This window comes from Amycolatopsis saalfeldensis (assembly GCF_900110575.1).
Taxonomy (GTDB): domain Bacteria; phylum Actinomycetota; class Actinomycetes; order Mycobacteriales; family Pseudonocardiaceae; genus Amycolatopsis; species Amycolatopsis saalfeldensis.
Genome location: NZ_FOEF01000001.1, coordinates 379,678 through 405,819, shown reverse-complemented (window position 1 = coordinate 405,819; position 26,142 = coordinate 379,678). Strand labels below are relative to the sequence as shown.

The following is a 26,142-nucleotide window of genomic DNA, read 5'->3' as shown; positions in this document are numbered from 1 at the left end:
GGAGACGTTGTGCTGAAGACCGAAATGGTGTTGGCCGCGGCTGACAATCCGATCGTCCCGGACTGGTCGGAGTTCATCCTCGGTATCGTCGCGTTCCTGATCCTGCTGTTCATCCTCAAGAAGTACGTGGTCCCTCGTTTCGAGACCGCGTACGAGGAGCGGGCGCAGAAGATCGAAGGCGGCATCGAGAAGGCCGAGCGGGCCCAGGCCGAGGCCGAGGAAGCGCTGGCGCAGTACAAGGCTCAGCTGGCGGAAGCCCGGTCCGAGGCCGCGAAGATCCGTGACGACGCGCGGCTCGAAGCCGAGCAGATCAAGGCGGAGCTGCGGGCCGACGCCGAGTCCGAGTCCCAGCGGATCGTCGCCCAGGGGCACGCCCAGCTGCAGGCCCAGAAGGCGCAGATCATCGCCGAGCTGCGGGCCGACATGGGCCGCAACGCGGTCGAGCTGGCCAGCCGCATCGTCGGCGAGTCGCTCGAGGACGAGGCGCGCCGCCGGGGCACCGTCGACCGTTTCCTGCAGGAGCTGGAAACCGCCGGCGCTAACGGAGCGGGGAAGTAGACCAGAATGACGCTGCATGCTGCGAGCCGTGAAGCGCTCGACCTCGCCGAGAACCGTCTCGGCGAGGTGCTGGCCGACGCGGGTGCCGACGCTGCGACCGTCGGGGACGAGCTGCTCTCGGTCGTCGACCTGCTCGACCGCGAGATCGGCCTGCGCCGGGCAGTCGGTGACGCCTCGGTCGAGCCCGAGGCCCGCCGCGGCCTCATCCGCCGGCTGTTCGACGGGAAGCTGAGCGAACCGTCGCTGAAGGTCCTCGACACCGTGGCCGGCAGCCGCTGGTCCAGCCCGCGTCAGCTGACCGACGGGCTCGAGTCGGTGGGCCGCTCGGCGCTGCTCACCGCCGCCGAGCAGGCCGGGAACGTCGACACCGTCGAGTCCCAGCTGTTCCAGATCGCGCGGGTCGTCGCCGGCTCCCCGGAGCTGGAAGCCGCGCTGTCGGACCTGGCCGGTCCCGCCGAGGCCAAGCGGGCGCTGGTCCGCGGGCTGTTCGCGGACAAGGTCGACGTGGTCACCGAGACACTGGTCGAGCAGGTCGTCCGCCGGGCCAAGGGGCGCGGCGTCGGCATCGGGCTCGACAAGCTGGTCAAGCTGGCCGCGGAACGGCGTCAGCGCTCCGTCGCCTACGTGACCAGCGCGAACGCCCTCACCGACGAGCAGCAGACCCAGCTCGGGTCGAAGCTCAACGGGATGTACGGCCGGCCGATGGCCCTGCACGTCGAGGTGGACCCCCGGCTCGGCGGCGGGCTCGTCGTCCGCGTCGGCGACGAGGTCATCGACGGCAGCACGGCCGGACAGCTCGCCGCCCTGCGCGGCCGGCTGAGCCGGGCTTGACCGGCGTGCCCGGCCGGCCCAACAGACTTTGCACACTGGACAGAACAGAAGCGAGAGCGGGAACGAAATGGCGGAGCTGACGATCTCCTCGGACGAGATCGCCCACGCGATCGAGAACTACGTCTCGAGTTACGCCCCTTCCGTTGAAAGGGAAGAGGTCGGCGTCGTCGTCGACGCCGGTGACGGTATCGCCCACGTCGAGGGCCTGCCCTCGGCCATGGCCAACGAGCTGCTCGAGTTCCCGGGCGGCGTCCTCGGTGTGGCGCTGAACCTCGACGCGCGTTCGATCGGTGTCGCGATCCTGGGTGACTTCGAGACCATCGAAGAAGGCCAGCAGGTCAAGCGGACCGGCCAGGTCCTGTCCGTGCCGGTCGGCGACGGCTACCTCGGCCGGGTCGTCGACCCGCTGGGCCAGGCCATCGACGGGCTCGGCGAGATCGAGACCACGGGCCGTCGCCCGCTGGAGCTCAAGGCCGCCTCGGTGGTCGAGCGCCAGCCGGTGTCCGAGCCGCTGCAGACCGGCATCACCGCGATCGACGCGATGACGCCGATCGGCCGTGGCCAGCGCCAGCTGATCATCGGCGACCGCAAGACCGGCAAGACGGCGGTCGCGGTCGACACGATCATCAACCAGAAGGCCAACTGGGAGACCGGCGACGCGAAGAAGCAGGTTCGCTGCATCTACGTCGCGGTCGGCCAGAAGGGCTCCACGATCGCCGCGGTGAAGAAGTCGCTCGAGGACGCGGGCGCGATGGAGTACACCACCATCGTCGCCGCCCCGGCCTCGGACTCCGCCGGCTTCAAGTGGATCGCCCCGTACACCGGCTCGGCCATCGGCCAGCACTGGATGTACGAGGGCAAGCACGTCCTGATCGTGTTCGACGACCTGACCAAGCAGGCCGACGCCTACCGCGCGATCTCGCTGCTGCTGCGCCGCCCGCCGGGCCGCGAGGCCTTCCCCGGCGACGTCTTCTACTTGCACTCCCGCCTGCTCGAGCGGTGCGCGAAGCTGTCGGACGAGCTGGGCGCCGGCTCGCTGACCGGGCTGCCGATCATCGAGACGAAGGCCAACGACGTGTCGGCCTACATCCCGACGAACGTCATCTCGATCACCGACGGCCAGTGCTTCTTCCAGTCGGACCTGTTCAACGCCGGCCAGCGCCCGGCCATCGACGTGGGCATCTCGGTGTCCCGCGTGGGTGGTGCCGCGCAGGTCAAGGCGATGAAGGACGTTTCGGGCTCGCTCCGGATCGACCTGTCGCAGTACCGCGAGCTGGAGTCCTTCGCCGCGTTCGCCTCCGACCTCGACGACGCCTCCAAGGCGCAGCTCGAGCGGGGCGCGCGCCTGTACGAGGTGCTCAAGCAGCCGCAGTACTCGCCGGTCCCGGTCGAGGAGCAGGTCGCCACGGTGTTCCTGGGCACGAACGGGCACTACGACTCGGTCCCGACCGAGGACGTCCGCCGGTTCAACCACGAGTTCCTCGACTCGGCGCGCCGCAAGCACGGCGAGATCCTCGGCTCGGTCCGCGACACGGGCAAGTTCTCGCCCGAGGCCCGCGAGAGCCTGGTCGACGCGGTGAACGAGTTCAAGAAGGAGTTCACCACCTCCGAGGGCAAGAACCTGGCCGAGGCGGACGCCGCGGCCATGGACGCCGACCAGGTCGGGCAGGAGACCGTGAAGGTCAACAAGCCCGCGCCGAAGAAGTGAGCTGGTAGCTCATGGCCGCACAACTCCGGGAACTTCGGTCGCGCATCAAGGCGACCAAGTCGATCGGCAAGATCACCAAGGCGATGGAGCTCATCGCCACCGCGCGCATCACCAAGGCGCGGGCGAAGGTCGCCGCTTCCCGGCCGTACGCCGAAGAGATCACCAAGGTGCTCTCGGCGCTGGCCGGTGCGGCGGCCAACCTCGACCACCCGCTGCTGGTCGAGCGCCCGAACCCGAAGCGGGCCGCGGTGCTGGTCGTCACCAGTGACAAGGGCCAGTGCGGTGGGTACAACACCAACGTGCTGAAGGCGACCGAGGAACTGCTCAAGCTCCTGCGTGACGAGGGCAAGCAGCCCGAGGTCTACGTGACCGGCAGCAAGGGGCTGAACTACTACCGGTTCCGCGGCCGCGAGGTCAGCGACAGCTGGACGGGCTTCTCCGACCAGCCGGGTTACGCCGACGCGGTCCAGGCCGCGGAGACGCTGGTGGGCTCGTTCCTCGCCGGCACCGACGACGCCGCCGGCAACGCGGACGGCATCGAAGGGGTCGACGAGATCCACGTCGTCTACACCGAGTTCGTCTCGATGCTGACCCAGCGCCCGGTCGCCAAGCGGGTCGCCCCGCTGGAGGTCGAGTACTCCCAAGAAGACTCAAGTGCCCCCGGGTTGCTCCCGAGCTACGAGTTCGAGCCGAGTGCCGACCGCCTGCTGTCCGCGCTGCTGCCGAAGTACATCAACACGCGCCTCTACTCGGCGCTGCTGGAGTCGGCGGCGTCGGAGCTGGCGGCCCGGCGCACCGCGATGAAGGCCGCGTCGGACAACGCGAACGACCTGGTGGGCACCCTGACGCGGGAGATGAACCAGGCCCGTCAGGCGCAGATCACCCAGGAGATCTCCGAAATCGTCGGTGGCGCGAACGCGCTCACCGCAGCAGGAAGTGATGACTGATGACCAGTACTGAAGCCCCGCGCGCCAAGGGGCGCATCGTGTCGGTGACCGGTCCGGTCGTCGACGTCGAGTTCCCGCGCGGTTCCGTGCCCGACCAGTTCAACGCGCTCAAGGTCGAGATCGAGTTCGAGCAGCTGCGCAAGACCGTGACGCTCGAGGTCGCCAGCCACCTCGGTGACAACCTCGTCCGCACCATTTCGCTCCAGCCGCAGGACGGCCTGGTCCGCGGCGCCGAGGTCACCGACACCGGCAAGCCGATCACCGTGCCGGTGGGCGACAAGGTCAAGGGCCACGTCTACAACGCGCTCGGCGAGTGCCTCGACGAGCCCGGCTACGGCGACGACCTCGAGCGCTGGGGCATCCACCGCAACCCGCCTTCCTTCGACCAGCTCGAGGGCAAGACGGAGATGCTGGAGACCGGCCTGAAGGTCGTCGACCTGCTCACCCCGTACGTGCAGGGTGGCAAGATCGGCCTGTTCGGCGGTGCCGGTGTCGGCAAGACGGTGCTGATCAAGGAGATGATCACCCGCGTCGCCCGGAACTTCGGTGGCACCTCGGTGTTCGCCGGCGTCGGCGAGCGCACCCGTGAGGGCAACGACCTCTTCCTGGAGATGAGCGAGGACGGCGTCATCAACGACACCGCCCTCGTGTTCGGCCAGATGGACGAGCCGCCGGGCACGCGTATGCGCGTCGCGCTGTCCGCGCTGACCATGGCGGAGTACTTCCGCGACGTCCAGAACCAGGACGTGCTGCTGTTCATCGACAACATCTTCCGGTTCACCCAGGCCGGTTCCGAGGTCTCGACCCTGCTGGGCCGCATGCCTTCGGCCGTGGGCTACCAGCCGACGCTGGCGGACGAGATGGGCCAGTTGCAGGAGCGGATCACCTCGACCCGGGGCCGTTCGATCACCTCGATGCAGGCGATCTACGTGCCCGCGGACGACTACACCGACCCGGCCCCGGCCGCGACGTTCGCCCACCTGGACGCCACCACGGAGCTCTCGCGTGGCGTGTTCCAGAAGGGCATCTTCCCGGCGGTGGACCCGCTGGCGTCGACCTCGACGATCCTCGACCCGGCCATTGTCGGCGAGGACCACTACCGGGTCGCCTCCGAGGTCATCCGGATCCTGCAGAAGTACAAGGAGCTGCAGGACATCATCGCGATCCTCGGCATGGACGAGCTCTCGGAAGAGGACAAGCTCACCGTCCAGCGCGCCCGCCGGATCGAGCGTTTCCTCTCCCAGAACATGCTGGTCGCGGAGGCGTTCACGCAGATCCCGGGCTCGACGGTGCCGCTGGCGGAGACCATCGAGTCATTCGACCGCATCGCCAAGGGCGACTTCGACCACTACCCGGAGCAGGCGTTCCTGGGCATCGGTGGCCTCGAAGACCTCGAGAAGAAGTACAAGGAAATCACCAAGAAGTGACTTCCCGGGGGCGGCGGGGGCTGTGTCCATTGTGGACTCCGGCGCCCGCCGTTCTCGTAACCGGAGCTTGACCTATTACACTCGGTGGTGACACCGGCGAGCGAGGGAGTGCTACGTGGCTGAGATGTCCGTGGAGCTGGTGGCCGTGGAGCGCCGGCTCTGGTCGGGTACCGCCACCTTCGTGGTGGCCCAGACCACCGAGGGCGAGATCGGCATCATGCCCGGCCACGAGCCGGTGCTGGGCCAGCTCGTCGAGGGCGGCGTGGTGAAGGTGACCACCACCGACGACGAGACGATCTGCGCGGCCGTGCACGGCGGGTTCCTGTCGGTGACCGGCACCGGGGTGAGCGTGCTCGCCGAAAGCGCCGAGCTCTCCGACGAGATCGACGTGAACGCCGCGAAGGCGGCCCTCACCGGCGACGACGAGGCAGAGCGGGCGAGGGCCTCGGCCCAGCTGCGCGCGGCCGGTCAGTCGGTTTGATCTGATCGAGCGACGAGCAGGAGCCGGGCCGTGAAGATCGCCATCGTGGTGCTGGGGCTCCTGGTCGTGCTCGCCGTGCTGGTCGCCTGGTACGGCCAGCGCTGGATCCGGATGCGCCGCGGTGGCGGCGTCAGCGTCGCGCTGCGGTGGCGTCCGGACGCGGCCCGCTCCAGCTGGCACCTCGGCCTCGGCCGCTACGAGGGTGACGAGTTCGTCTGGTACCGCGTGTGGAGCCTCCGCACCGGCCCGGACCGCGTCTTCCAACGGGCCAGCATGCAGATCGCCGACCGTCGTGACCCGTCCGGCACGGAGGCGTACGCGGTGCCCGAGGGCTCGACCGTCCTGCGGTGTGAATCGCCCACCCAGGAAGCGATCGAGATCGCGATGGGCCCGGGTGCGCTGACGGGCTTCCTGTCCTGGCTCGAGTCCGCCCCACCGGGGCGAAGGCTGCCGCGGGCGTCCTGAAATCGCTCGTGAGTGTTCGTACGGTTCTAACCGGCATGAACACTCACGAGGCAGCTCAGCCGCCGGGCTGCCACAGCACGTCGCCCTCGGGGTTGGCCAGCCGGGCGAGGATGAAGAGCAGGTCGGAGAGCCGGTTCAGGTACTTCGCCGCGATCGGGTTCGTGGTGTCCGGCTCGGCCTCGATGAGCGCCCAGGCGGCGCGTTCGGCGCGGCGGGTGACGGTGCGGGCCTGATGCAGGTAGGCGGCGCCGGGCGTGCCGCCCGGCAGGATGAACGACGTGAGCTTCGGCAGCCGCTCGTTGAACTCGTCGCACCAGCCCTCCAGCCGCTCCAGGTACGCCTCGGTGATGCGCAGCGGCTGGTACGGCGGGTCCTCCTGGATCGGCAGGCACAGGTCGGCGCCGACGTCGAAGAGGTCGTTCTGCACGCGCCGCAGCACGGTGCCCAGCTCGTCGGTGAGGCCGCCGACGGCGACGGCCAGGCCGATCACCGAGTTCGCCTCGTCGGTTTCCGCGTACGCGGCCAGGCGCGGCGAGGTCTTGGGCACGCGGGAGCCGTCGCCCAGCGCGGTGCTGCCGCTGTCGCCGACCTTCGTGTAGACGCGGTTGATGCGAACGACCATATGCCCGACTCTACCGGCCCCGCGTAAGGCAAAACTGGACCGGAGGGCATGATTGGCGGCCATGAGCGAGCACTTCGACGTGCACGGCGGGGCACGGCTGGTCGGCGAGGTCGACGTGGTCGGAGCCAAGAACAGCGTGCTGAAGCTGATGGCGGCGGCCCTGCTGGCCGAGGGCACGACCATCATCCGGAACTGCCCGCAGATCCTGGACGTCCCGCTGATGGGCGACGTCCTGCGCAGCGTGGGCTGCGAGGTGGTGATCGAGGGCGACACGGCGACCATCACCACGCCCGCCGAGCTGTCGCACCGCGCGGATTCGCCGGCGATGGGCAAGCTGCGCGCGTCCGTCTGCGTGCTGGGGCCGCTGGTCGGCCGGCTGAAGCAGGCCGTCGTCGCGCTGCCGGGCGGCGACGCGATCGGCTCGCGGCCGCTCGACATGCACCAGAACGGCCTCCGCAAGCTGGGCGCCACGAGCACCATCGAGCACGGTTGTGTGGTGGCGAAGGCGGAATCGCTGATCGGCGCGCAGATCTGGCTGGACTTCCCGAGCGTCGGCGCGACCGAGAACATCCTGATGGCCGCGGTGCTGGCCGAGGGCACCACGGTGATCGACAACGCCGCGCGCGAGCCGGAGATCATCAACATCTGCGAGATGCTGATCGAGATGGGCGCGAAGATCGAGGGCGCCGGCACGTCGACGCTCACGGTGCGCGGCGTCGAGCAGCTCCGGCCGACCGAGCACCGGGTGATCGGCGACCGGATCGTGGGCGCCACCTGGGCGTTCGCCGCCGCCATGACGCGCGGCGACCTGACCGTGCGCGGGGTCAACCCGCACCACCTGGACCTGGTGCTGGACAAGCTCCGCCTGGGCGGCGCGGACGTGACCACGTTTGACGACAAGGGTTTCCGCATCGTCCAGCCCGAGCGCCCGAAGGCGGTCGACTGGGTGACGCTGCCGTATCCCGGCTTCGCCACCGACCTGCAGCCGTTCGCGGTCGCGCTCTCGGCGGTGTCCGAGGGCACCTCGATGATCACGGAAAACGTCTACGAGGCGCGGTTCCGCTTCATCGAGGAGATGATCCGCCTCTCCGGTGACGCGCGCACGGACGGCCACCACGCCGTCGTCCGCGGGGTCGAGCGACTGTCCAGCGCCCCGGTCTGGGCCTCCGACATCCGTGCCGGCGCGGGCCTGGTGCTGGCCGGCCTCTGCGCCGACGGCGTCACCGAGGTCTGGGACGTCTTCCACATCGACCGCGGCTACCCGCACTTCGTCGAGAACCTGAACCGCCTCGGCGCCCGGATCAAGCGCGTGGCCGGGGAACCGGACCGCGCGTAGACCGGGCTATTCGCGGGCCCGCACCCCACCGGTTCGGAGCCTCGCCCGGCTATCCCGACCTGCTGGACATCCGCGAGATCACCGAGAAGACCGTGCACCAGACGGCAGACCCGGAGGTGACCGTGGTCGAGTTCGGGGTGGCCGGGCTGGCCGTCGCCACCGACCAGCTGCTCACCGCGTTCGCCGGGGGCCGGGATGCGTGACGTGCTGGTGCTCGGCTCGACCGGGAACACCGGCGGCCGGGTGCTCCGGCAGCTGCGTGACCGCGGCGTCCCGGCCCGGGCCGCCACCCGCAGGCCGACGCAGCCCGGCCAGGTCTGGTTCGGCTGGGCCGGTCGCAGCACGCAGCAGCCGGGCTGGGCGGTCCTGCGGCCGTCTTGGTTCATGCAGACCTTCACCGGCGACCACCTCGTCGCCCGGACGGTGCGCGACGGCGAGATCGTCACGGCGACCGGTGACGCGCGCGTCGGGTTCGTGGACGCCACCGACTTCGCCGCCGTCGCCGTCCGCGCGCTGACCGACGCCGAACCGCACAACACCGAACACGCGGCGCGCCACGCCGCGATGGACGACGCCATCCGTGAAGGCTCCGAGGACCGCGTGACCGACACCGTCGAGCGTGTGACCGGCCGTCCTGCCCGTGATTTCCGCACTTTCGCGAACGAGGAGATCCGCTAGCTCTCCAAGGCGAGCGCGGCGCCGAAGCCGATCAGCACGGTGCCGGTGACGCCGTCGAGCGTGCGGCGCACCTTGCGGCGCTCCAGCCAGGTGCGGACACGGTGGACGAGCAGGAGCAGCAGCACCTGCCAGACCACGCCGACGCCGGCCACGGTGTAGGCCAGCAGCAGCGCGTCGCCGGTCGTGGTCACCCCGGGGATGAGGAACTGCGGCAGCACCGAGAGGTACAGCACCAGCACCTTCGGGTTGGTCACGTTGGAGAGGAAGCCTTCGCGCCAGCGGCGGAACGGCGTCTGCCGCTGGCGCCGGGCGTCTTGCAGCGCTTCGTAATTCCCGCGCCAGGCGCCGCGCAGGGCCTGGAAGCCGAGGTAGCAGAGATACGCCACGCCCAGCCATTTAACGGTCTCGAACACCGGCCGCGAACTGGTGATCACCGCGCCCAGCCCGAGCGCGGCGGCGGTGCCCTGCAGGAAGTTCGCGACGGCGATGCCGAAGCAAGCCCACGCGCCGCCCCGGGCGCCGCCGGACAGCGCGTTTTTCAGCACCACCATGCTGTCCGGCCCCGGCGCGGCGGCGAGCAGCATCATCATGGCGAGGAACCCGCCGTACACACCCCACGTCATGGGCGCACGGTAACTCCGGTCAGGACTCCAAAGCCAGGGCCGCCCCGAAGCCGAGCAGTGCGGTCCCGGTGACACCGTCGAGCGCGCGCCGGACCTTGCGGCGCTCCAACCAGGTACGCACCCGGTGCACGAAGAACAGCAGCACCAGCAGCCACAGTGCACCCAGCACCGCGACGGTGTACGCGAGCACCAGCGCGTCCCACATCGTGGTCCGCACCGGGTCGAGGAACTGCGGCAGCACGGACAGGTACAGCACCAGCACCTTGGGATTGGTGATGTTGGACAGGAAGCCTTCGCGCCATCGGCGGAATCCGCTGGTGCGCTTGCGCCGGGTTTCCTCGACGGCCGCGTAGTTCCCGCGCCACGCGCCGCGCAGCGCCTGGAACCCGAGGAACACCAGGTAGGCCGCGCCGAGCCACTTGAGCGTGAGGAACACCGGCTGGGACCGGGCGATGACCACGCCGAGCCCGAGCGCCGCGGCCGTGCCCTGCACCGCGTTGCCGGCGAAGATGCCGAACGTCGCGAGCAGCCCGCCCCGGGTGCCGCCGGACAGCGAGTTCTTCAGCATCACCATCGTGTCGGGCCCCGGCGCGAGCACGATCAGGACGACGATCACCAGGTAGCTTCCGTACGCACTCCAAGTCACGTTTTGCCAGCCTAGGGGTCTTGGCGGGCGGAGTCTCGCGGGTTTTCGCCACAGCACTCCGGCAACCGGGACGAGCCGCCGGGCGGGTATCCACCGAGACCTGGGGAGGGCGCGCTGGTATTGGGAGCACACCATGCTCGTGGTGCTGGGGCCGGCGTTCTTGGCGACGTTCATAGTGCCGCTGACCACGGGTTTTCCGCCGCGGCCGAGGCCATACGCCCGATGGAGGTCGAGGAACCAGCCGGTGCGGGGCGCCTGGGTCGCGTTCCTGCCGGAGCTGCGGGCGATCCCGGACGCGCAACGGGTCGCGGCCCTGATCGAAGGGCTCCAGCGCTCGGGTCCGGTGCCTCAGAACCCGCGTCGCGGCGGCGGCCGCTGACCGGCTGTGCGGGTTCGTCCCGCGGAACCCCGCTGTGGCGCCGTTCGTTCGGTGGCTGTGGAGACAGTGCTGGCCCTGGGGCTGCCCGGCATGACGCTTCTGCTGGTGGCTGTCGGGGCGTACGAGATGCGGCCGAAGAGGAAGCCGTCGAAGCTGAAGGCGCGGCTGTCCTCGACATACCTGGACGAGGTCACCGCGTTCCTCTACGGCACCAAGCGCAACGAGCTGGAGCACCGCGACTCGGTGGAGATGACCCTCGACGAGGACGCTCAAGGGGCGCCTCCGCTCGGGACCGTCGACCTCGACAAGGGAGTGGTGATCCTGCGTCCGGCTTCTCAGGACAGCCGTCCCGAACGCCCGCGCTGACCACTCGTACGTGTCCGATTGCACTGCCCGGCTGAAGTTACCGGTGGGTACAATCGGTCCACCCAACGCCGGAGGTGGCCCGTGCCGTATCCATCCGACCACGAGCGCGATCGGCCCTGGGTGATGCGCACTTACGCCGGGCACTCCTCGGCCGCCGCGTCCAACGAGCTGTACCGCCGCAATCTCGCGAAGGGCCAGACCGGCCTCTCGGTCGCCTTCGACCTGCCGACGCAGACCGGCTACGACCCGGACCACGTGCTCGCGCGCGGCGAGGTCGGCAAGGTCGGCGTGCCCGTCTCGCACATCGGCGACATGCGGCGCCTGTTCGACGGCATCCCGCTCGCCGAGGCCAACACCTCGATGACCATCAACGCGCCCGCGATGTGGCTGCTCGCGCTGTACGTCTCCGTCGCGCGCGAGCAGGCCGAAGCCGAGGGCCGCGACGTGGACGAGGTGCTCGCGAAGCTCACCGGGACCACGCAGAACGACATCATCAAGGAGTACCTCTCCCGCGGGACCTACATCTTCCCGCCCGGGCCGAGCCTCCGGCTGATCACCGACATGATCGCGTGGACGGTGCACCACGTGCCCAAGTGGAACCCGATCAACATCTGCAGCTACCACCTCCAGGAAGCGGGCGCGACGCCGACGCAGGAAGTCGCGTACGCGCTGTGCACCGCCATCGCCGTGCTGGACGCGGTGCGCGACTCCGGCCAGGTGGAGCCGTCGGACATGGCGAAGGTCGTCGCGCGGATCTCGTTCTTCGTCAACGCAGGCGTGCGTTTCGTCGAAGAGATGTGCAAGATGCGCGCGTTCACGGCGCTGTGGGACGAGCTGACGCGCGACCGCTACGGCATCGAGGACCCGAAGGCGCGGCGCCTGCGTTACGGCGTGCAGGTGAACTCGCTCGGGCTCACCGAGGCGCAGCCGGAGAACAACGTCCAGCGGATCGTGCTGGAGATGCTGGCGGTCTCGCTTTCGCGTGGCTCGCGGGCGCGCGCGATCCAGCTGCCGGCGTGGAACGAGGCGCTCGGCCTGCCGCGGCCGTGGGACCAGCAGTGGGCGTTGCGGATGCAGCAGGTGCTCGCGTTCGAGACCGATCTCCTGGAGTACGAGGACATCTTCGACGGCTCGCACGTCGTGCAGGCCAAAGTGGACGAGATCATGTCCGGCGCGCGTGAGGAGATCGCGCGGGTGCAGGACCTCGGCGGCGCGGTCGCGGCCGTCGAGAGCGGGTACATGAAGTCGCAGCTGGTCACGTCGCTCGCCGAGTACCGGCGGGGGATGGAGAACGGTGAGCGCGTGCTGGTGGGGGTCAACAAGTTCGACACCACCGAGCCGTCGCCGCTGCAGGCTGAGGGCGCGAAGGCGATCGAGACGATCGACCCGGCCGTCGAGAAGGCCGCGGTTGCGGCGATCGAGGACTGGCGGGAGCGGCGGGACTCGGCCGCGGTCGAGGCTTCCCTGTTGGCACTGAAGGAAAAGGCGGCGACTTCGGACAACCTGTTCGAGGCCACTGTGGACTGTGCGCGGGCGGGCGTGACCACTGGCGAGTGGTCCGGCGCCCTGCGCGAGGTGTTCGGCGAGTACCGAGCGCCGACGGGCGTTTCCGCCGCCGCGGCCGCCGGGAAGGGCGACCCGGAGCTGGAGCGGGTGCGCGCCCGGATCCGCGCCACCGAGGCGGAACTGGGCGAGCGGCTGCGGATCCTGGTCGGGAAGCCCGGCCTGGACGGGCACTCCAACGGCGCCGAGCAGGTCGCCGTCCGGGCCCGCGACGCCGGGTTCGAGGTGGTCTACCAGGGCATCCGGCTGACCCCGGACCAGATCGTCGCGGCCGCCGTGCAGGAGGGCGTGCACGTGGTCGGGCTGTCCGTGCTGTCCGGCTCGCACCTGGAGGTCGTGCCGCTGGTGGTCGACGGCCTGCGCGCGGCCGGTGCCGCCGACGTCCCGGTGATCGTCGGCGGCATCATCCCGCCGGACGACGCCGCGCTGCTCACCGAGCGCGGCATCGCCCGCGTCTTCACGCCCAAGGACTACGAGCTGACCGGCATCATGGCCGGCATCGTCGACCTGATCCGCGAGCGGCACGGGCTCACCGGCTAGCCCAGTCCACTGAGGATGTCCTTTGTGGACTTGACGGTGGCGAACTGGTTGGCGAGGTTCGCCGCGGTCACGCGGTACAGCTCGTCGGCCGTCACGACTTCGCCGTCGAGGCCCGGCAGGTCGAAGGTGTACGTCGCGTCGAGGGCGAAGGTGACGTCGTAGCCGAGGTTGCCGCCCATGCGGGCGGTGGTTTCGCAGCAGAAGTTGGTCTGGATGCCGGCGATCACGAAGCTGCCGATGCCGCGCGCCTTGAGCCAGGCGTCGAGGTCGATGTCGCCGATGAAGGCGGAGTTGACCTTCTTGCCGAACACGAGGTCGGGGCGGGCGCCGTCGAGCTCGGGCTTGAAGTCGTGGCCCGGCTGGCCCGGGCGCAGCGGCGAGCCCGGCTTCAGCGAGTCGTGGTGCACCAGTACCACGGGCAGCCGGCGGTCCTGCCACGCGTCGAGCAGGGCCTTCATGTTCGCCTCGGCGCCGGGGTTGTTGCGCGGGCCCCAGAACTCCGGCTCGTCGAACCCGCGTTGGACGTCGATCAGGATGAGAGCGGTCATGGGGATGATCCTGGCGGTTCGATGGCGCCTCGGGCAGTGGCAGGAGATGCGCGATGCGGTACTTTCCTGCCATGCGCACGATCGGAGTGCTGCTCCTGCCGGGCAGCCGGATGTTCGACCTCGCCGTGATCGCCGAGGTGTGGGCCCAGGACCGCACCGACAGCGGGATCGGCCCGTTTTCCGTGCGGCTGTGCGCTTCCGGGCGAGCGCGCACGGCGGTCGCGCCGTTCGGCGAGGTCGCGGCGACGCACGGGCTGGCCGGCCTCGACGGCTGTGACCTGGTGCTCGCGCCCGGCCGCAGCGACCCGCTGGCCGACGTGCCGTCCCCGGCCCGGGCGGCGCTGCGCCGGGCCCACCGCGCGGGCGCGACGGTGGCGGGGCTGTGCTCCGGCGCGTTCACGCTGGCCGCGGCCGGGCTGCTCGACGGCCGCCCGGCCACCACCCACTGGCGTGACCTCGACGCGCTGGCCGCCGCCGCGCCGGACGCCGACCTGCGGCGGGACGTGCTCTACACCGAGTCCGGCGGCGTGCTCACGTCGGCGGGCGTGGTCGGCGGGCTCGACCTCTGCCTGTACCTGGTCCGCCGCGACCACGGCGCGGACGTCGCGTCCCGGCTCGCGCGGCGGCTGGTGATGCCGCCCGCACGCGAGGGCGGGCAGCGTCAGTACGTCGAGAACCCGTTGCCGGTCTTGACTTCCCGGCCCGGTCTTTCGTCCACTATGGACTGGGCGATAGCGCGGCTGGGCGACGACATCGGCGTCGACGACCTCGTCGGGCACGCCGGGATGAGCGAGCGGACGTTCCACCGCGAGTTCGCGGCCGCCACCGGTGCGACGCCCGGGCGCTGGCTGCGGGTCCAGCGCGTGCGTTATGCGCAGCGGCTGCTGGAAACCACGGAGCTGCCGGTGGAGCGCGTCGCGCAGCGGTCCGGCCTCGGCACGGCCGCGAACCTGCGGCGCCGGCTGCGCGCCGAGGTCGGTGTGGGCCCGGACTCCTACCGGCGCACGTTCCGTTCCCGAGGCCGCGGGGTTACGGTCGGGGGATGGGCGAGTACGAGCACATCCTGGTGAAACGGGACGGGGACACGATCACCGTCACCATGAACCGCGCGGCACGGCGCAACTCGCTGTCCGCCGACCATTTGCGTGAGCTGCTGGACGCGTTCCGCTCGGCGGGCGAAACCGACGCGACGGGCATCGTCCTCGCCGGCGCCGGCCCGGTGTTCTCCGCGGGCCACGACTTCGGCGATGTCGCCTCCCGGGACCTGATGGGTGTGCGCTCGTTGCTGACGCTGTGCACCGAGCTGATGCGGACGATGCAGTCGCTCCCGCAAGTGGTGATCGCGCGGGTGCACGGCCTGGCGACCGCGGCGGGCTGCCAGCTGGTCGCCTCGTGCGACCTGGCCGTCGCGGCGGAATCCGCGGGCTTCGCCCTCCCCGGCGGCAAAGGCGGCTGGTTCTGCCACACCCCCGCGGTCCCGGTGGCGCGCTCGATCGGCCGCAAGCGCCTGATGGAACTGGCCCTCACCGGCGACGCAATCGACGCCCCGACCGCCCTCGACTGGGGTCTCGTCAACCGCGTCGTCCCGGACGCCTCCCTGGACGACGAGGTCGCCGCCCTCCTGGCCCGCGCCACACGCGGCAGCCGCGCCAGCAAGGCCATGGGGAAGCAGACCCTGTACGCCCAGCTCGACCGCCCCGAAGCGGACGCCTACGCGCTGGCGGTCGAGGTGATGGCGTCGGCGTCGCAGCTGCCGGGCGCGCGGGAGGGAATGGCTGCGTTTCTGGAGAAGCGACATCCGGAATGGCGGGACTGAGCGCTCCTTCGTTTGGCCTGGCTGGCTCTCGTGCTTGGGCTGGCTTAGCCGCTCCCTCGGTCGGGTTGGCTGGCTTGGTCGCCCCCCGCCCTCGGGTTGGCCGGTTTGGTCGTTTCCTCACTCGGGCTGGCAGTCTTGGTTCCCCCGCTCAGATTCACCGGCTTGGGCGCTCCCTCGCCCGGGTTGGCCTAGCCGCCCCCGTTCTCGGGCTGGCTGACTCGGTCGGTCCTGTGCCTTGGTTGGCTTGGCTGTTCTTGGGCTGGCCGCTCTCGAGCTGCCCGGTTCGAGTGCTTCCGTTCTCGGGCTGGCTGACTCGGTCGGTCCTGTGCCTTGGTTGGCTTGGCTGTTCTTGGGCTGGCCGCTCTCGAGCTGCCCGGTTCGAGTGCTCCCGTTCTCGGGCTGGCTGACTCGGTCGGTCCCGTGCCTTGGTTACCTTGGCCGCTCTCGAGCTGCCCGGATCGAGCGCTCCCGCTCTCGGGTTGTCCACAGGCGCTCCCAGTTGTGGACAACTCCGGCCTCTCGCGGCTTGACCACGGGGTTTGGCGGAGTGGGCCAGTAGACTGGGCATGGGACGCCCCCCAGAGGAGGGCGGGGGTTGCTCTCCGGCGACTGGGGTCTGGAACTCGGCCGATTCGGCGGCGCACCGGTCGGTAGTGAGGGCCGGGACGGGCCGTGTCGGCGCCGGGTTGAGGAGGGCGGCGGCGTATTCCGCGATTGCGGTGGAGGGCTGTTGCGCGGTCGTGATGATCTTCCGGTCGAGCAGGCGGGTTGCGATCTTGGGCGGGTGGTGGGGCTGTCCGGTACTCGAGGCAGGACTCGCGCGGGGGTTGTCCGCGACCGGCAGACCCGGAGGGGAGTGGATCGGGGCCGATCCCCGCCGGTCGAGGGACTGGATCGGGGTGGGCGCTCGAAGGGGCGCTGATACCTCGAGGCCGCGGTCAACCACGTCAAGCTTGAGGCCGGCGGGGAACGCGTGGGCCGAACCGGCGCAGGGCTCTTACCGCTCTTCCAGCCAAGCGACCACAGAATCGACAAAGCCGTCGATGCGGGACAAGGGCTTGCCCGTGAACACCGCGTGGAGGTGTCCGACCTCGATGGCGTCGTTCCAGGTCCGGGCGCGTTGGTAGGTTTCCTCGTCGACGGCTGCGCGCAGGAGGTCCCAGCCGTGCCAGGTCGCGACCAGGGCCGCGTCGATCGCCGGGTCGGAGAGGATTGCCAGGTCCCAGTCGAGGACGCCGGTCAGCTTGCCGTCTTCGCCGAAGTGGACGTTGCTGCCGCCGAGGTCGCCGTGGACGAGCCTGGGCGGGACCTCTTCCAGCGCCAGCAACGTGTCCAGCCGCCGCCGGACTCCGTCACGCCACCTGGACGGCAGGCGCGGAATGACCTCGTCGTTCAGGATGTCGGCCCAGCCGAGGCCGTCGGCGTGCTGGCGCGGCGTGCGGAGAACGGCCTTGAGCGCCGGCGAGACCTCGAACTCGCGCAACGCCGCCAAAAGCAAGCCGAACGCCGCCGGGTCCCCGGTGCCTTCCGGCAACGAATCGCCGTCGAGCCACGAAATCGCGACGGCCGCGCGTTCCCCGAACGTGGCCACCGGCGTCAGCGGTGACGGCACGGCGAAAGGCAGACCGGCCGCCGCGACTGCTCGAAGGACCTCGACCCGGCGCGGCAGCTCGGCGGCGGCATCGGGGCGCTTGCTGATCCGCACCGCGGCGACGCCGGGGAACAGCACAACGTGGTGCATATTCCCTTGCTCGGCAAGGCATGCGGAGCCAAGCGGCGCGCCGGGGACCAGCGCTTCGGCGATTTCCAGCAGGTCGGCGGGGACCGCTCGGGTCATCTGATCATCCGCACGCAGCTCAGCGCCGTTCGTGCAACAGAAGAAGCGTGTACGCCGCGACAGTCTGCGCGTCGGTGATCCCACCGGTCGCGATCATCTTCTCCACATCCGCGCGGGCGAACCACGCCGTGGTCATGTCCTGCTCTTCGATCTCGCGTTCCGGCGCGCCCTCGGTGAGGTCGGTGGCGAGGTAGACGTGGCCGCGCTGGCTGGACATGCCGGGGGCGACTTCGAGCCGGCCGAGTTCGGTGACGGTTTCGGCGCGCAGCCCCGTTTCCTCGCGCAGTTCGCGGCGCGCGACCTCGGTGGGCGGGACCTCGGCGAGGCCGGGGGCGGTGCCCTGCGGGAATTCCCAGCGACGCTCGCCCACCGGGTAGCGGAACTGGTCGACGAGCAGCACCCGCTCGCCGTCGAGGGGGATGATCAGGGCATAGGTCGGTTTGTCGACCACGCCGTAGATGCCTTCACTGCCGTCGGCGCGGCGAATGGCGTCCTCCCGCACCGTCATCCAGTTGTTCCGGTACACCTCGCGGGTCGCGACACGCTGAATGGGGTCCACTCACCCAGTATCGCCGAGCCTGTCCTACCCTCGGCGGGTGCGTCTCGTGATCGCTCGCTGCCAGGTCGACTACGCCGGCCGTCTGACCGCCCATCTGCCGATGGCCACCCGGTTGCTGCTCGTCAAGTCCGACGGCTCCGTGTCCGTCCACTCCGATGACCGCGCCTACAAGCCGCTGAACTGGATGAGCCCGCCGTGCTGGCTCATCGAGGACGGCAAGCTGTGGATCGTCGAGAACAAGCAGGGCGAGAAGCTGGTGATCTCGATCGAGGAGATCTACCACGACCACGCCCAGGAGCTGGGTGCCGAGCCGGGCCTGCAGAAGGACGGCGTGGAGGCCCACCTCCAGGAGCTGCTGGCCGAGCACATCAAGACCCTCGGCGACGGCTACACGCTGGTGCGCCGCGAGTTCCCCACCGCCATCGGCCCGGTCGACATCATGGCCCGCGACTCCGAGGGCGGCAGCGTCGCCGTGGAGATCAAGCGCCGCGGCGAGATCGACGGCGTGGAACAGCTGACCCGCTACCTCGAGCTGCTCAACCGCGACCCGTTGCTGGCGCCGGTCCAGGGCGTGTTCGCCGCCCAGCTCATCAAGCCCCAGGCGCGCACCCTCGCCGAGGACCGCGGCATCCGCTGCCTCACCCTCGACTACGACGCGCTGCGCGGCATCGAATCCGACGAGTTCCGGCTGTTCTGAGCACCTGGCCGACGAGACCGTCGTCCGGTCCGCAGGTCGACCCGAAACGCCGTCCATGAGCGTCTTTTGCCCACCTTGCCCCGAGGTGGGGAGGCCTTCCGGGCGAAAACCGCCATGTCGTGGTGCCGACCCTGAATCCATGCAGTACTGTTCGCGCCTGGCGGGAACGTGGTGGTTCCTGTGGGAAATTGTTTGATTCGGAGGTGGGTCGGGTGCACGTCCTTGCCGACGCGAACCTGCGACTCGACGCTAGTGCTATCGACTACATCGAGTTGGCGTTCTATTTCGTGCTGGTGCTCGGCATCGGTTATCTGGCCAGAAGGCAGGTGTCGAGCAGTCTCGACTTCTTCCTCTCCGGACGATCGCTACCGGCCTGGGTGACCGGGCTGGCGTTCATCTCGGCGAACCTCGGCGCGGTCGAGGTGATGGGCATGTCGGCCAACGGCGCCCAGTACGGCCTGCCGACCGTGCACTACTTCTGGATCGGCGCGATCCCGGCGATGCTGTTCCTCGGCCTCGTGATGATGCCGTTCTACTACGGCTCCAAGGTGCGCAGCGTTCCCGAGTTCATGCGCCGCCGGTTCGGCAACGTCGCGCACCTGGTCAACGGCATCAGTTTCGCCGCCGCGCAGATCCTGATCGCCGGCGCGAACCTGTTCCTGCTGGCCAGCGTGGTGAAGCTGCTGCTCGGCTGGGACCTGTGGATCTCGATCGTCATCGCGGCGGTCATCGTGCTCTCTTACACCGCGCTCGGCGGCCTGTCCGCGGCGATCTACAACGAGGTGCTGCAGTTCTTCGTGATCGTCGCCGCGCTGCTGCCGCTGACCATCGTCGGCCTGGTGAAGGTCGGCGGCTGGCAGGGCCTGGTCAACAAGGTCACCGGCAGCCCGGGCGGTACCGCGCAGCTGCATTCGTGGCCCGGTGACAACCTGACCGGCTTCGGCAACAACTTCCTTTCGGTGCTGGGCATCGTCTTCGGCCTCGGCTTCGTGCTCTCCTTCGGCTACTGGACCACGAACTTCGTGGAGGTCCAGCGGGCCATGGCGTCGAAGAGCATGTCGGCCGCGCGGCGCACGCCGATCATCGGCGCGTTCCCGAAGATGCTGGTCCCGTTCATCGTGATCATCCCCGGCATGATCGCCGCGGTCACGGTGCCGGAGTACTTGCACGACAAGGGAATCCTGCTCCAGGGCGGCAGCGCGCCGAGCGGCGTCACGTTCAACAACGCGTTGCTGCTGCTGATGCGCGACCTGCTGCCGAACGGCATGCTCGGCATCGCCATCGCCGGTCTGCTCGCCTCCTTCATGGCCGGCATGGCGGCCAACCTGAGCGCGTTCAACTCCGTCTTCACGTACGACATCTGGCAGGCGTACGTCAAGAAGGACAAGCCGGACGGCTACTACCTCCGGCTCGGCCGCGGCGTCACCGCGGGCGGCACGATCCTGGCGATCGGCACCGCGTTCATCGCGTCGAACTCGGGCAACATCCTGAACTACCTGCAGGACCTGTTCTCCTTCTTCAACGCGCCGCTGTTCGCCACCTTCATCCTCGGCATGTTCTGGAAGCGGATGACGGCGAGCGCGGGCTGGATCGGCCTGGTGGCCGGCACCGTCTCGGCGATCCTGATCTGGAGCCTGTCGCAGGCCGGGATCATCGGGCTGACCGGCCAGGGCATCAGCTTCGTGGCCGCCGGCGCGGCGTTCGTGGTGGACATCGTGGTCAGCGTCGCCGTCTCGATGGTCACGCGGCCGAAGGCGGACAGCGAGCTGGTCGGGCTGGTCTACTCGCTGACCCCGCGTGGTTCGCTGAAGCACGACGACACCGGCGAGAACTCGGGCTGGTACCGCAAGCCGGGCCTGCTGGCCGGCATCGTGCTCGTGATCACCATCGTCCTCAACGTCATCTTCTAGGAGGCCGGAATGACTGACGGGTCCTCGCGGCCGCGCAAGGCGGGCGCTTTCGACATCCGGTTGATCATCGCGTTGCTGACCGGCGTGTACGGCGTGGTGCTGACGGTGATGGGCGCGGCGTTCACCACCCAGGCGGACCTGGACAAGGCCGCCGGGGTGAACATCAACCTGTGGGCGGGGATCGGCCTGCTCGTGTTCACGGCGATCTTCGTGACGTGGGCACTGGTGCGCCCGATCGTGGTGCCGGTCGGGCCGCCGCAGGGCGAGAACGTCGCCGAGCCGCCGGCACCGGTCGAATAACCGGGTTGTCCGGACAGGCCGCGCCGGTGGCGGCTACCGTGCTCCGCGTGGTGCACGATCTCCGGCGCGGCCGGTTCCTGAAGCTGTCCGCACTGGTCGCGGCCGGTGTCCTGGTGGTGTCCGCGTGCGGCGGCCCGGACCTGGGCAAGCAGAACTTCGCGCGCACGACGGTCCCCGCCGCGAGCGGGGATTCGCCGGCGTCCTCAGGCCCGATCACCGATCCGGCGGTCGCTTCCGCCGCGCTGCGCCCGGTGCAGCCGTGCCAGTTCGTGGACCAGGCCTCGCTCGCCGTGCTCGGCACGGCCGACGGCGACCCGACGCCGTCCAGCGTGCGGTTCGACGACTGCCGCAACAAAGTGAAAGACCCGGGTGGCAAGGAGATCTCGGTCGACGCCCAGGTCGGCACGCTGGTCACCTTCGCCTCCAGCAAGGGCACCGGCCAGGTCGGCGGGCTGCCGCAGGTCGAGGTGAAGGACACCACCGGCACCTCCTGCACGGTCAGCGCGCTCACCTCGCGTGATCCCGACCTCGGCATTTCGTTCTTGATCGACTACGCGGGCGGCGACCCGTGCCGCGCCGGGCGGACGCTGCTCACACCGGCCGTGCAGAAGCTGCATTCCTCGCCGCAGAAGTACGCCGAAGCCAAGGGCTCCCTGATCGACGTCGACCCGTGTTCGGTGCTGACCGACGCGGCGGTGGCGCCGGTGATCAAGAACGCCAAGGCCGGGGCCTCCTCGCTGCACAGCTGTGTGTGGGGCACCAGCGCGAGTGTCACCGTCCTGTTCTTCCCCTCCACCCCGCCGCTGGAGGGTGACGGCTGGGTGAAGGCCGACGTCGGCGCCCCGAGCCAGGCGTTCCAGAAGCAGGGGGCGACCGGCAGTTCCGACTGCCGGATCCAGTGGCAGCACCGGCCCTGGCAGGACGGCAGCGTCGAGGTGGCCCAGGTGCAGTACACGAACTACGACACCAAACCGGAGACCGACGACCCGTGCGGCAAGGCGCTGGGCCTGGCCAAGCAGGTCGCGCCGAAGCTGCCGCAGCCCTGAGCCTTGGCGGTGGGTGGCCGCGGGCGGATAGGTTGGGTGCGCACCCCACCGAAGACGCCGGAGGTCCGCATGAAGAAGATCATCAACGATCCGGCCGCAGTGGTCGCGGAGTCGCTCACGGGCCTCGCGCTCGCCCACGCGGACATCCTTCGGGTGCGGGACGACCCGGCGCTGGTCGTGCGGGCCGACGCGCCGGTTTCCGGCAAGGTCGCCGTGATCTCCGGCGGCGGGTCCGGGCACGAGCCGCTGCACGGCGGGTTCGTCGGGCGCGGCATGCTCGACGCGGCGGTGCCGGGCCCCGTCTTCACCTCGCCGACGCCGGACGCGGTGCAGGCCGCCGTCACCGCGACCACCGGGCCCGCGGGGGCGTTGCTGATCGTCAAGAACTACACCGGCGACGTGCTGAACTTCGAGACCGCCGCCGAACTGGCCGCGGCCGAAGACCTCGATGTGCGCAGCGTGGTGATCGACGACGACGTCGCTGTCAAGGACTCGACGTTCACCGCCGGGCGGCGCGGGGTGGGCGGCACGGTGCTGCTGGAGAAGATCACCGGCGCGGCCGCGGAGCGCGGCGACTCGCTGGACGCGGTGGAAGCGCTGGCCCGCAAGGTGATCGGGCAGGTGCGCTCGATCGGCGTGGCGCTGACCGCGCCGACGGTGCCGCACGTCGGCGAGCCGAGTTTCGACCTCGGCCCGGACGAGATCGAGTTCGGCATCGGCATCCACGGCGAGCCCGGCCGTGAGCGCATCCCGCTCGAACCGGCCGACGCACTGGTCGCTCGGCTGGTCGAGGCCGTCGTCTCGGACCTGCCGTACGAGGCGGGCGACAAGGTGCTGCTGTTCACCAATTCGATGGGCGCCACCCCGCTGCTGGAGCTGTACCTCGCGCACGGGATCGCCGAGCGGCTGCTGGCGGAGCGTGGGATCGTGGTGGAGCGCAGGCTCGTCGGCCCGTACATCACCAGTCTCGAGATGCAGGGGATGAGCCTGACGCTGCTGAAACTGGACGACGAGCTGACCGAGCTGTGGGACGCGCCCGTGTGGACGCCCGCGCTGCGGTGGGGGATCTGATGGGCTGTTCTTCGGAGGGCTTCGCGGCCGCACTGCGGGCCGCGGCCGAGGTCGTCGCCGAGCACCGCACCGAGCTGATCGAGCTCGACCGCGCGATCGGCGACGGCGATCACGGCGAGAACCTGAGCCGCGGCTTCACCGCGATCGTTTCGGCGCTGGAGACGGAGGTGCCGGCGACACCGGGAGCCGTCGCGAAACTGGCCGCCACCACACTGATCTCGAAGGTCGGCGGCGCCGCGGGACCGTTGTACGGCACGGCTTTCCTGCGTGCGTCGGCGAAGCTGGGCGACGCCGCGGAGATCGACGTGCCGCTGCTGCTCGAAGCGCTGCGGGCGGCGCTGGAGGGCGTGCAGGCGCGTGGCAAGGCGGTCGGCGGCGACGCGACGATGGTGGACGCGCTGATCCCGGCCGTCTCGGCTGCCGAGGGAGCCGCCGCCGCGGACGCGTCGGTCGCCGAGGTGCTCGCGGCCGCCGCCGACGCGGCCGACCGCGGCGCGGAGTCCACAGTGGACCTGGTGCCGCGCAAGGGCCGCGCGTCCTACCTCGGCGAGCGCGCCGTCGGGCATCTGGACCCCGGCGCCCGGTCCACGGCGCTGCTGCTGCGCGCGTTCGCGGAGGCGGCCCGGTGACCGTCGGAATCGTGCTCGTGTCGCACAGCGCGAAGCTGGCCGAAGGGCTGGCCGAGCTGGCGGCGCAGATGGCGCCGGACGTCCGGATCCGCCCGGCGGGCGGCCTCGACGGCGGCGGGATCGGCACCGACTACGACGAGGTCGTGGCGGCCGTCCAGCGTGCCGATTCCGGCGACGGCGTGGTGCTGCTGTACGACCTGGGCAGTGCGCAGATGACGGCCGAGCTGGCGGTGGAGTCGCTGGCCGACCCGTCCTCGGCGGTGGTCGTCGACGCGCCGCTGGTGGAGGGCGCGGTGGCGGCGGCCGTGGCCGCGCAGGGCGGGGCGAGCCGCAAGGCCGTCGGCGAGGCCGCGGCGAGCGCCGGGCTTGCGCCCGACCTGCTGGCCGTGGACTCCGATGGTGCCGAAGAGCAGGAGCTGACGCTGGCCAACGAGGTCGGGCTCCACGCGCGGCCGGCCGCGGTGCTGGTGCGGAGCCTGGCCGGGCTCGACGCCGAGGTCTCCGTGCGGCTGGGCGAGCGGGAGGTCGACGGGCACAGCGTGCTCGCGCTGATGTCGCTCGGCGCGCGCCAGGGCGACCGGATCGTCGTCCGGGCGAGCGGGCCGCAGGCGGGTGAGGCGCTGGCGAAGGTGACCGCGCTGGTGGAGACGAACTTCGGGGAGTGAGCCGGGTTCGCGACCGGGTGAGATGCCCCCGGTCTGACTCGATTCCGAAGTGCTTTCGCGGGGTTCCCGTGCCACAGTGGGCCCACACTACCCGCGAGTAACCTCCGGAGGACCCGATGGCACGGGATATCTCGAAGGTCGGCGTCGTCGGCCTGGGCACGATGGGCGCCGGCATCGCGGAGGTGCTGGCGCGCAGCGGGATCGACGTCGTGGCCGTGGAGTTGGACGAGGCCGGCGTCGCCCGCGGCCAGGGCCACCTGCGGCACTCCACCGAGCGCGCGCTCGCCGGCGGCAAGCTCGACGAAGCCGGTCGAGAAGCGTTGCTGGCGCGAGTCAGCTGCTCGACCTCGCTGTCCGACCTGTCCGAAGTGGACCTGGTGATCGAGGCGATCCCAGAGAGCCTGGCGGCGAAGGCGGAGGTCTTCTCCCAGCTGGACAAGGTGACGCGGCCGGACGTCGTCTTCGTGTCGAACACCTCGTCGTTGTCCATCACCGAGATCAGCGTGCACACGGCGCGGCCGGGCAAGGTCGTCGGGATGCACTTCTTCAACCCGGCGCCGGTGCTGAAGCTGGTCGAAGTGGTGCGCACGGTCGTCACGGAGCCGGAAGTGGTGACCGACGTCGTGGCGTTCGCCGAACGGCTCGGCAAGGTGCCCGTGGTGATGGGCGACCGGGCCGGGTTCATCGCGAACGCGCTGCTGTTCGGCTACCTCAACCACGCCGTGCGGATGTACGAGCAGCGGTACGCGACGCGGGAGGACCTGGACGCCGCGATGCGCTTCGGCTGCGGCTACCCGATGGGGCCGTTGGCCTTGCTGGACCTGATCGGCCTGGACACGGCGTACGAAATCCTCGACACCATGTACCACCAGTCGCGCAACCGGCTGCACGCGCCGGCGCCGCTGCTGAAGCAGATGATCACTGCCGGCCTGCTGGGCCGCAAGACCGGCCGGGGCTTCTATGCCTACGATGCGCCGGACTCGCCCACCGTCGTCGCCGACGGCTTCACGCCTGCGTCCACAGTGGAGTCCGTGGCACCGCGCGAGGTGCGGAAGGTGGGCGTGATCGGCACCGGGACGATGGCCACGGGCATCGCGGAGGTGTTCGCCAAACGCGGGTTCGACGTCGTGCTGCGGGCGCGGAGCCTGGAGAAGGCCGAGGCGTCCGTGGCGAAGGTGAAGAAGTCGCTGGACAAGTCCGTGGTGAAGGGCCGTCTGTCCGAAGAGGACGCTGCCGCCGCGCTGGGCCGGATCGCGCCGGTCACCGACTTCGAGGCGCTGGCGGACGTGGACCTCGTGGTGGAGGCGGTGGCCGAGGAACTGGCCGTGAAACAGGCGGTGTTCGCGGCGCTGGACGACGTGGTGCGGCCCGGCGCGGTCCTCGCCACGACCACGTCCTCGCTGCCGGTGATCGAGTGCGCGGCCGCGACCTCACGTCCCGGGGACGTGCTGGGGCTGCACTTTTTCAACCCGGCGCCGGTGATGAAGCTGGTGGAGGTGGTGTCGACGATCGCCACCGCGCCGGACGTGGTCGCGACCGCCGCCGCGGTGTGCGCCGCCGTGGGCAAGCACCCGGTGCACTGCGGCGACCGGGCCGGCTTCATCGTCAACGCGCTGCTGTTCCCCTACCTCAACGACGCGGTGAAGATGCTGGAAGCGCACTACGCGTCGGCCGACGACATCGACACCGCGATGAAGGTCGGCTGCGGCCTGCCGATGGGGCCGTTCGAACTGCTGGACGTGGTGGGGCTGGACGTTTCGCTGGCGATCGAGCGGACGCTGTTCAACGAGTTCCGCGAAGAGGGCTTCTCGCCCGCGCCGCTGCTGGAGCACCTGGTGACGGCGGGACGGCTCGGCCGTAAGACGGGCAAGGGTTTCAAGGACTACTGAGGTTC

Annotated in this window: 28 protein-coding genes; 22 read left to right on the top strand and 6 right to left on the bottom strand. The window is 70.2% G+C overall.

Annotation, left to right across the window (positions count from 1 at the left end; translation table 11 throughout):
* The first annotated feature begins 9 nt into the window (after window positions 1–9).
* The 7 genes from BMY97_RS01860 to BMY97_RS01830 all read left to right on the top strand — a co-directional run bounded on the left by BMY97_RS01860 (window position 10) and on the right by BMY97_RS01830 (window position 6,417).
* Window positions 10–558, top strand: coding sequence for a F0F1 ATP synthase subunit B (locus BMY97_RS01860; RefSeq protein WP_091611495.1), 549 nt, complete (start codon window positions 10–12; stop codon window positions 556–558).
* Between the two features lie 6 nt (window positions 559–564).
* Complete coding sequence (locus tag BMY97_RS01855) at window positions 565–1,389, top strand: F0F1 ATP synthase subunit delta (protein ID WP_091611492.1); 825 nt, start codon at window positions 565–567, stop codon at window positions 1,387–1,389.
* Between the two features lie 67 nt (window positions 1,390–1,456).
* Entirely contained in the window at window positions 1,457–3,097 is a 1,641-nt protein-coding gene (gene atpA / locus BMY97_RS01850; protein WP_091611489.1) for a F0F1 ATP synthase subunit alpha, read from the top strand.
* A gap of 11 nt (window positions 3,098–3,108) precedes the next feature.
* Window positions 3,109–4,044, top strand: coding sequence for a F0F1 ATP synthase subunit gamma (locus tag BMY97_RS01845; RefSeq protein ID WP_091611487.1), 936 nt, complete (start codon window positions 3,109–3,111; stop codon window positions 4,042–4,044).
* Complete coding sequence (gene atpD, locus BMY97_RS01840; protein WP_091611484.1) at window positions 4,044–5,471, top strand: F0F1 ATP synthase subunit beta; 1,428 nt, start codon at window positions 4,044–4,046, stop codon at window positions 5,469–5,471. Before BMY97_RS01845 ends, atpD begins: the two co-directional genes overlap by 1 nt.
* A gap of 115 nt (window positions 5,472–5,586) precedes the next feature.
* On the top strand, window positions 5,587–5,952 hold the full coding sequence (locus tag BMY97_RS01835) for a F0F1 ATP synthase subunit epsilon (RefSeq protein ID WP_091611481.1): 366 nt from the start codon (window positions 5,587–5,589) through the stop codon (window positions 5,950–5,952).
* A gap of 30 nt (window positions 5,953–5,982) precedes the next feature.
* Complete coding sequence (locus BMY97_RS01830; RefSeq protein ID WP_091611479.1) at window positions 5,983–6,417, top strand: DUF2550 domain-containing protein; 435 nt, start codon at window positions 5,983–5,985, stop codon at window positions 6,415–6,417.
* A 55-nt stretch (window positions 6,418–6,472) separates the two neighbouring features.
* Here BMY97_RS01830 and BMY97_RS01825 read toward each other — a convergent pair whose 3' ends face one another.
* A complete protein-coding gene (locus tag BMY97_RS01825; RefSeq protein WP_091611476.1) occupies window positions 6,473–7,039 on the bottom strand; it encodes a cob(I)yrinic acid a,c-diamide adenosyltransferase in 567 nt (188 codons plus the stop codon).
* 61 nt (window positions 7,040–7,100) lie between these two features.
* On the opposite strand from BMY97_RS01825, the gene murA reads away from it, so the two are divergent.
* Together murA and BMY97_RS01810 are read left to right on the top strand one after the other, a co-directional pair.
* On the top strand, window positions 7,101–8,375 hold the full coding sequence (gene murA, locus BMY97_RS01820; RefSeq protein WP_091611474.1) for a UDP-N-acetylglucosamine 1-carboxyvinyltransferase: 1,275 nt from the start codon (window positions 7,101–7,103) through the stop codon (window positions 8,373–8,375).
* A 195-nt stretch (window positions 8,376–8,570) separates the two neighbouring features.
* Complete coding sequence (locus BMY97_RS01810) at window positions 8,571–9,053, top strand: Rossmann-fold NAD(P)-binding domain-containing protein (protein WP_091611471.1); 483 nt, start codon at window positions 8,571–8,573, stop codon at window positions 9,051–9,053.
* On the opposite strand, the gene BMY97_RS01805 is transcribed toward BMY97_RS01810, so the two are convergent.
* Both BMY97_RS01805 and BMY97_RS01800 read right to left on the bottom strand, forming a co-directional pair.
* Window positions 9,050–9,676 (bottom strand): LysE family translocator, encoded by a 627-nt coding sequence (locus BMY97_RS01805; RefSeq protein ID WP_091611468.1) that lies wholly within the window; start codon window positions 9,674–9,676, stop codon window positions 9,050–9,052. The two genes, BMY97_RS01810 and BMY97_RS01805, sit on opposite strands and share 4 nt — an antisense overlap.
* 19 nt (window positions 9,677–9,695) lie before the next feature.
* Window positions 9,696–10,322, bottom strand: coding sequence for a LysE family translocator (locus BMY97_RS01800; protein WP_091611466.1), 627 nt, complete (start codon window positions 10,320–10,322; stop codon window positions 9,696–9,698).
* A gap of 244 nt (window positions 10,323–10,566) precedes the next feature.
* Between BMY97_RS01800 and BMY97_RS49010 the strand changes: the two genes are divergently transcribed.
* The 3 genes from BMY97_RS49010 to BMY97_RS01790 all read left to right on the top strand — a co-directional run bounded on the left by BMY97_RS49010 (window position 10,567) and on the right by BMY97_RS01790 (window position 13,170).
* Window positions 10,567–10,701 (top strand): hypothetical protein, encoded by a 135-nt coding sequence (locus BMY97_RS49010; RefSeq protein ID WP_281246874.1) that lies wholly within the window; start codon window positions 10,567–10,569, stop codon window positions 10,699–10,701.
* Between the two features lie 51 nt (window positions 10,702–10,752).
* A complete protein-coding gene (locus tag BMY97_RS01795) occupies window positions 10,753–11,067 on the top strand; it encodes a DUF6191 domain-containing protein (protein ID WP_342743991.1) in 315 nt (104 codons plus the stop codon).
* An 81-nt stretch (window positions 11,068–11,148) separates the two neighbouring features.
* Complete coding sequence (locus BMY97_RS01790) at window positions 11,149–13,170, top strand: protein meaA (RefSeq protein WP_091611456.1); 2,022 nt, start codon at window positions 11,149–11,151, stop codon at window positions 13,168–13,170.
* Here BMY97_RS01790 and BMY97_RS01785 read toward each other — a convergent pair.
* Window positions 13,167–13,718, bottom strand: a complete 552-nt coding sequence (locus tag BMY97_RS01785; protein WP_091611451.1) for a cysteine hydrolase family protein — start codon at window positions 13,716–13,718, stop codon at window positions 13,167–13,169. The genes BMY97_RS01790 and BMY97_RS01785 overlap by 4 nt on opposite strands.
* Before the next feature lie 71 nt (window positions 13,719–13,789).
* On the opposite strand from BMY97_RS01785, the gene BMY97_RS01780 reads away from it, so the two are divergent.
* Both BMY97_RS01780 and BMY97_RS01775 read left to right on the top strand, forming a co-directional pair.
* Window positions 13,790–14,788, top strand: a complete 999-nt coding sequence (locus BMY97_RS01780; protein WP_091611447.1) for a GlxA family transcriptional regulator — start codon at window positions 13,790–13,792, stop codon at window positions 14,786–14,788.
* On the top strand, window positions 14,761–15,534 hold the full coding sequence (locus BMY97_RS01775; RefSeq protein ID WP_091611442.1) for an enoyl-CoA hydratase-related protein: 774 nt from the start codon (window positions 14,761–14,763) through the stop codon (window positions 15,532–15,534). The genes BMY97_RS01780 and BMY97_RS01775 overlap by 28 nt, the downstream gene beginning before the upstream one ends.
* Before the next feature lie 997 nt (window positions 15,535–16,531).
* Here BMY97_RS01775 and BMY97_RS01770 read toward each other — a convergent pair.
* Window positions 16,532–17,371: an aminoglycoside phosphotransferase family protein gene (locus BMY97_RS01770; RefSeq protein ID WP_091611437.1), complete on the bottom strand. Its 840-nt coding sequence runs from the start codon at window positions 17,369–17,371 to the stop codon at window positions 16,532–16,534.
* A 19-nt stretch (window positions 17,372–17,390) separates the two neighbouring features.
* Entirely contained in the window at window positions 17,391–17,930 is a 540-nt protein-coding gene (locus BMY97_RS01765) for an NUDIX domain-containing protein (protein ID WP_091611431.1), read from the bottom strand.
* A gap of 37 nt (window positions 17,931–17,967) precedes the next feature.
* On the opposite strand from BMY97_RS01765, the gene nucS reads away from it, so the two are divergent.
* The 8 genes from nucS to BMY97_RS01725 all read left to right on the top strand — a co-directional run bounded on the left by nucS (window position 17,968) and on the right by BMY97_RS01725 (window position 26,137).
* Window positions 17,968–18,627: an endonuclease NucS gene (nucS, locus tag BMY97_RS01760; protein WP_177231127.1), complete on the top strand. Its 660-nt coding sequence runs from the start codon at window positions 17,968–17,970 to the stop codon at window positions 18,625–18,627.
* A gap of 212 nt (window positions 18,628–18,839) precedes the next feature.
* Window positions 18,840–20,537: a sodium:solute symporter family protein gene (locus tag BMY97_RS01755; protein ID WP_091611423.1), complete on the top strand. Its 1,698-nt coding sequence runs from the start codon at window positions 18,840–18,842 to the stop codon at window positions 20,535–20,537.
* Between the two features lie 9 nt (window positions 20,538–20,546).
* Window positions 20,547–20,837: a hypothetical protein gene (locus BMY97_RS01750; RefSeq protein ID WP_091611418.1), complete on the top strand. Its 291-nt coding sequence runs from the start codon at window positions 20,547–20,549 to the stop codon at window positions 20,835–20,837.
* A gap of 47 nt (window positions 20,838–20,884) precedes the next feature.
* Window positions 20,885–21,883: a DUF3558 domain-containing protein gene (locus tag BMY97_RS01745; protein WP_245787096.1), complete on the top strand. Its 999-nt coding sequence runs from the start codon at window positions 20,885–20,887 to the stop codon at window positions 21,881–21,883.
* Window positions 21,884–21,952: 69 nt separating this feature from the next.
* On the top strand, window positions 21,953–22,954 hold the full coding sequence (dhaK, locus tag BMY97_RS01740) for a dihydroxyacetone kinase subunit DhaK (protein WP_091611416.1): 1,002 nt from the start codon (window positions 21,953–21,955) through the stop codon (window positions 22,952–22,954).
* Window positions 22,954–23,583: a dihydroxyacetone kinase subunit DhaL gene (gene dhaL / locus BMY97_RS01735; RefSeq protein ID WP_091612816.1), complete on the top strand. Its 630-nt coding sequence runs from the start codon at window positions 22,954–22,956 to the stop codon at window positions 23,581–23,583. Before dhaK ends, dhaL begins: the two co-directional genes overlap by 1 nt.
* Complete coding sequence (dhaM, locus tag BMY97_RS01730) at window positions 23,580–24,248, top strand: dihydroxyacetone kinase phosphoryl donor subunit DhaM (RefSeq protein WP_091611413.1); 669 nt, start codon at window positions 23,580–23,582, stop codon at window positions 24,246–24,248. Before dhaL ends, dhaM begins: the two co-directional genes overlap by 4 nt.
* 116 nt (window positions 24,249–24,364) lie before the next feature.
* Entirely contained in the window at window positions 24,365–26,137 is a 1,773-nt protein-coding gene (locus BMY97_RS01725) for a 3-hydroxyacyl-CoA dehydrogenase family protein (protein WP_091611411.1), read from the top strand.
* Window positions 26,138–26,142 lie beyond the last annotated feature (5 nt).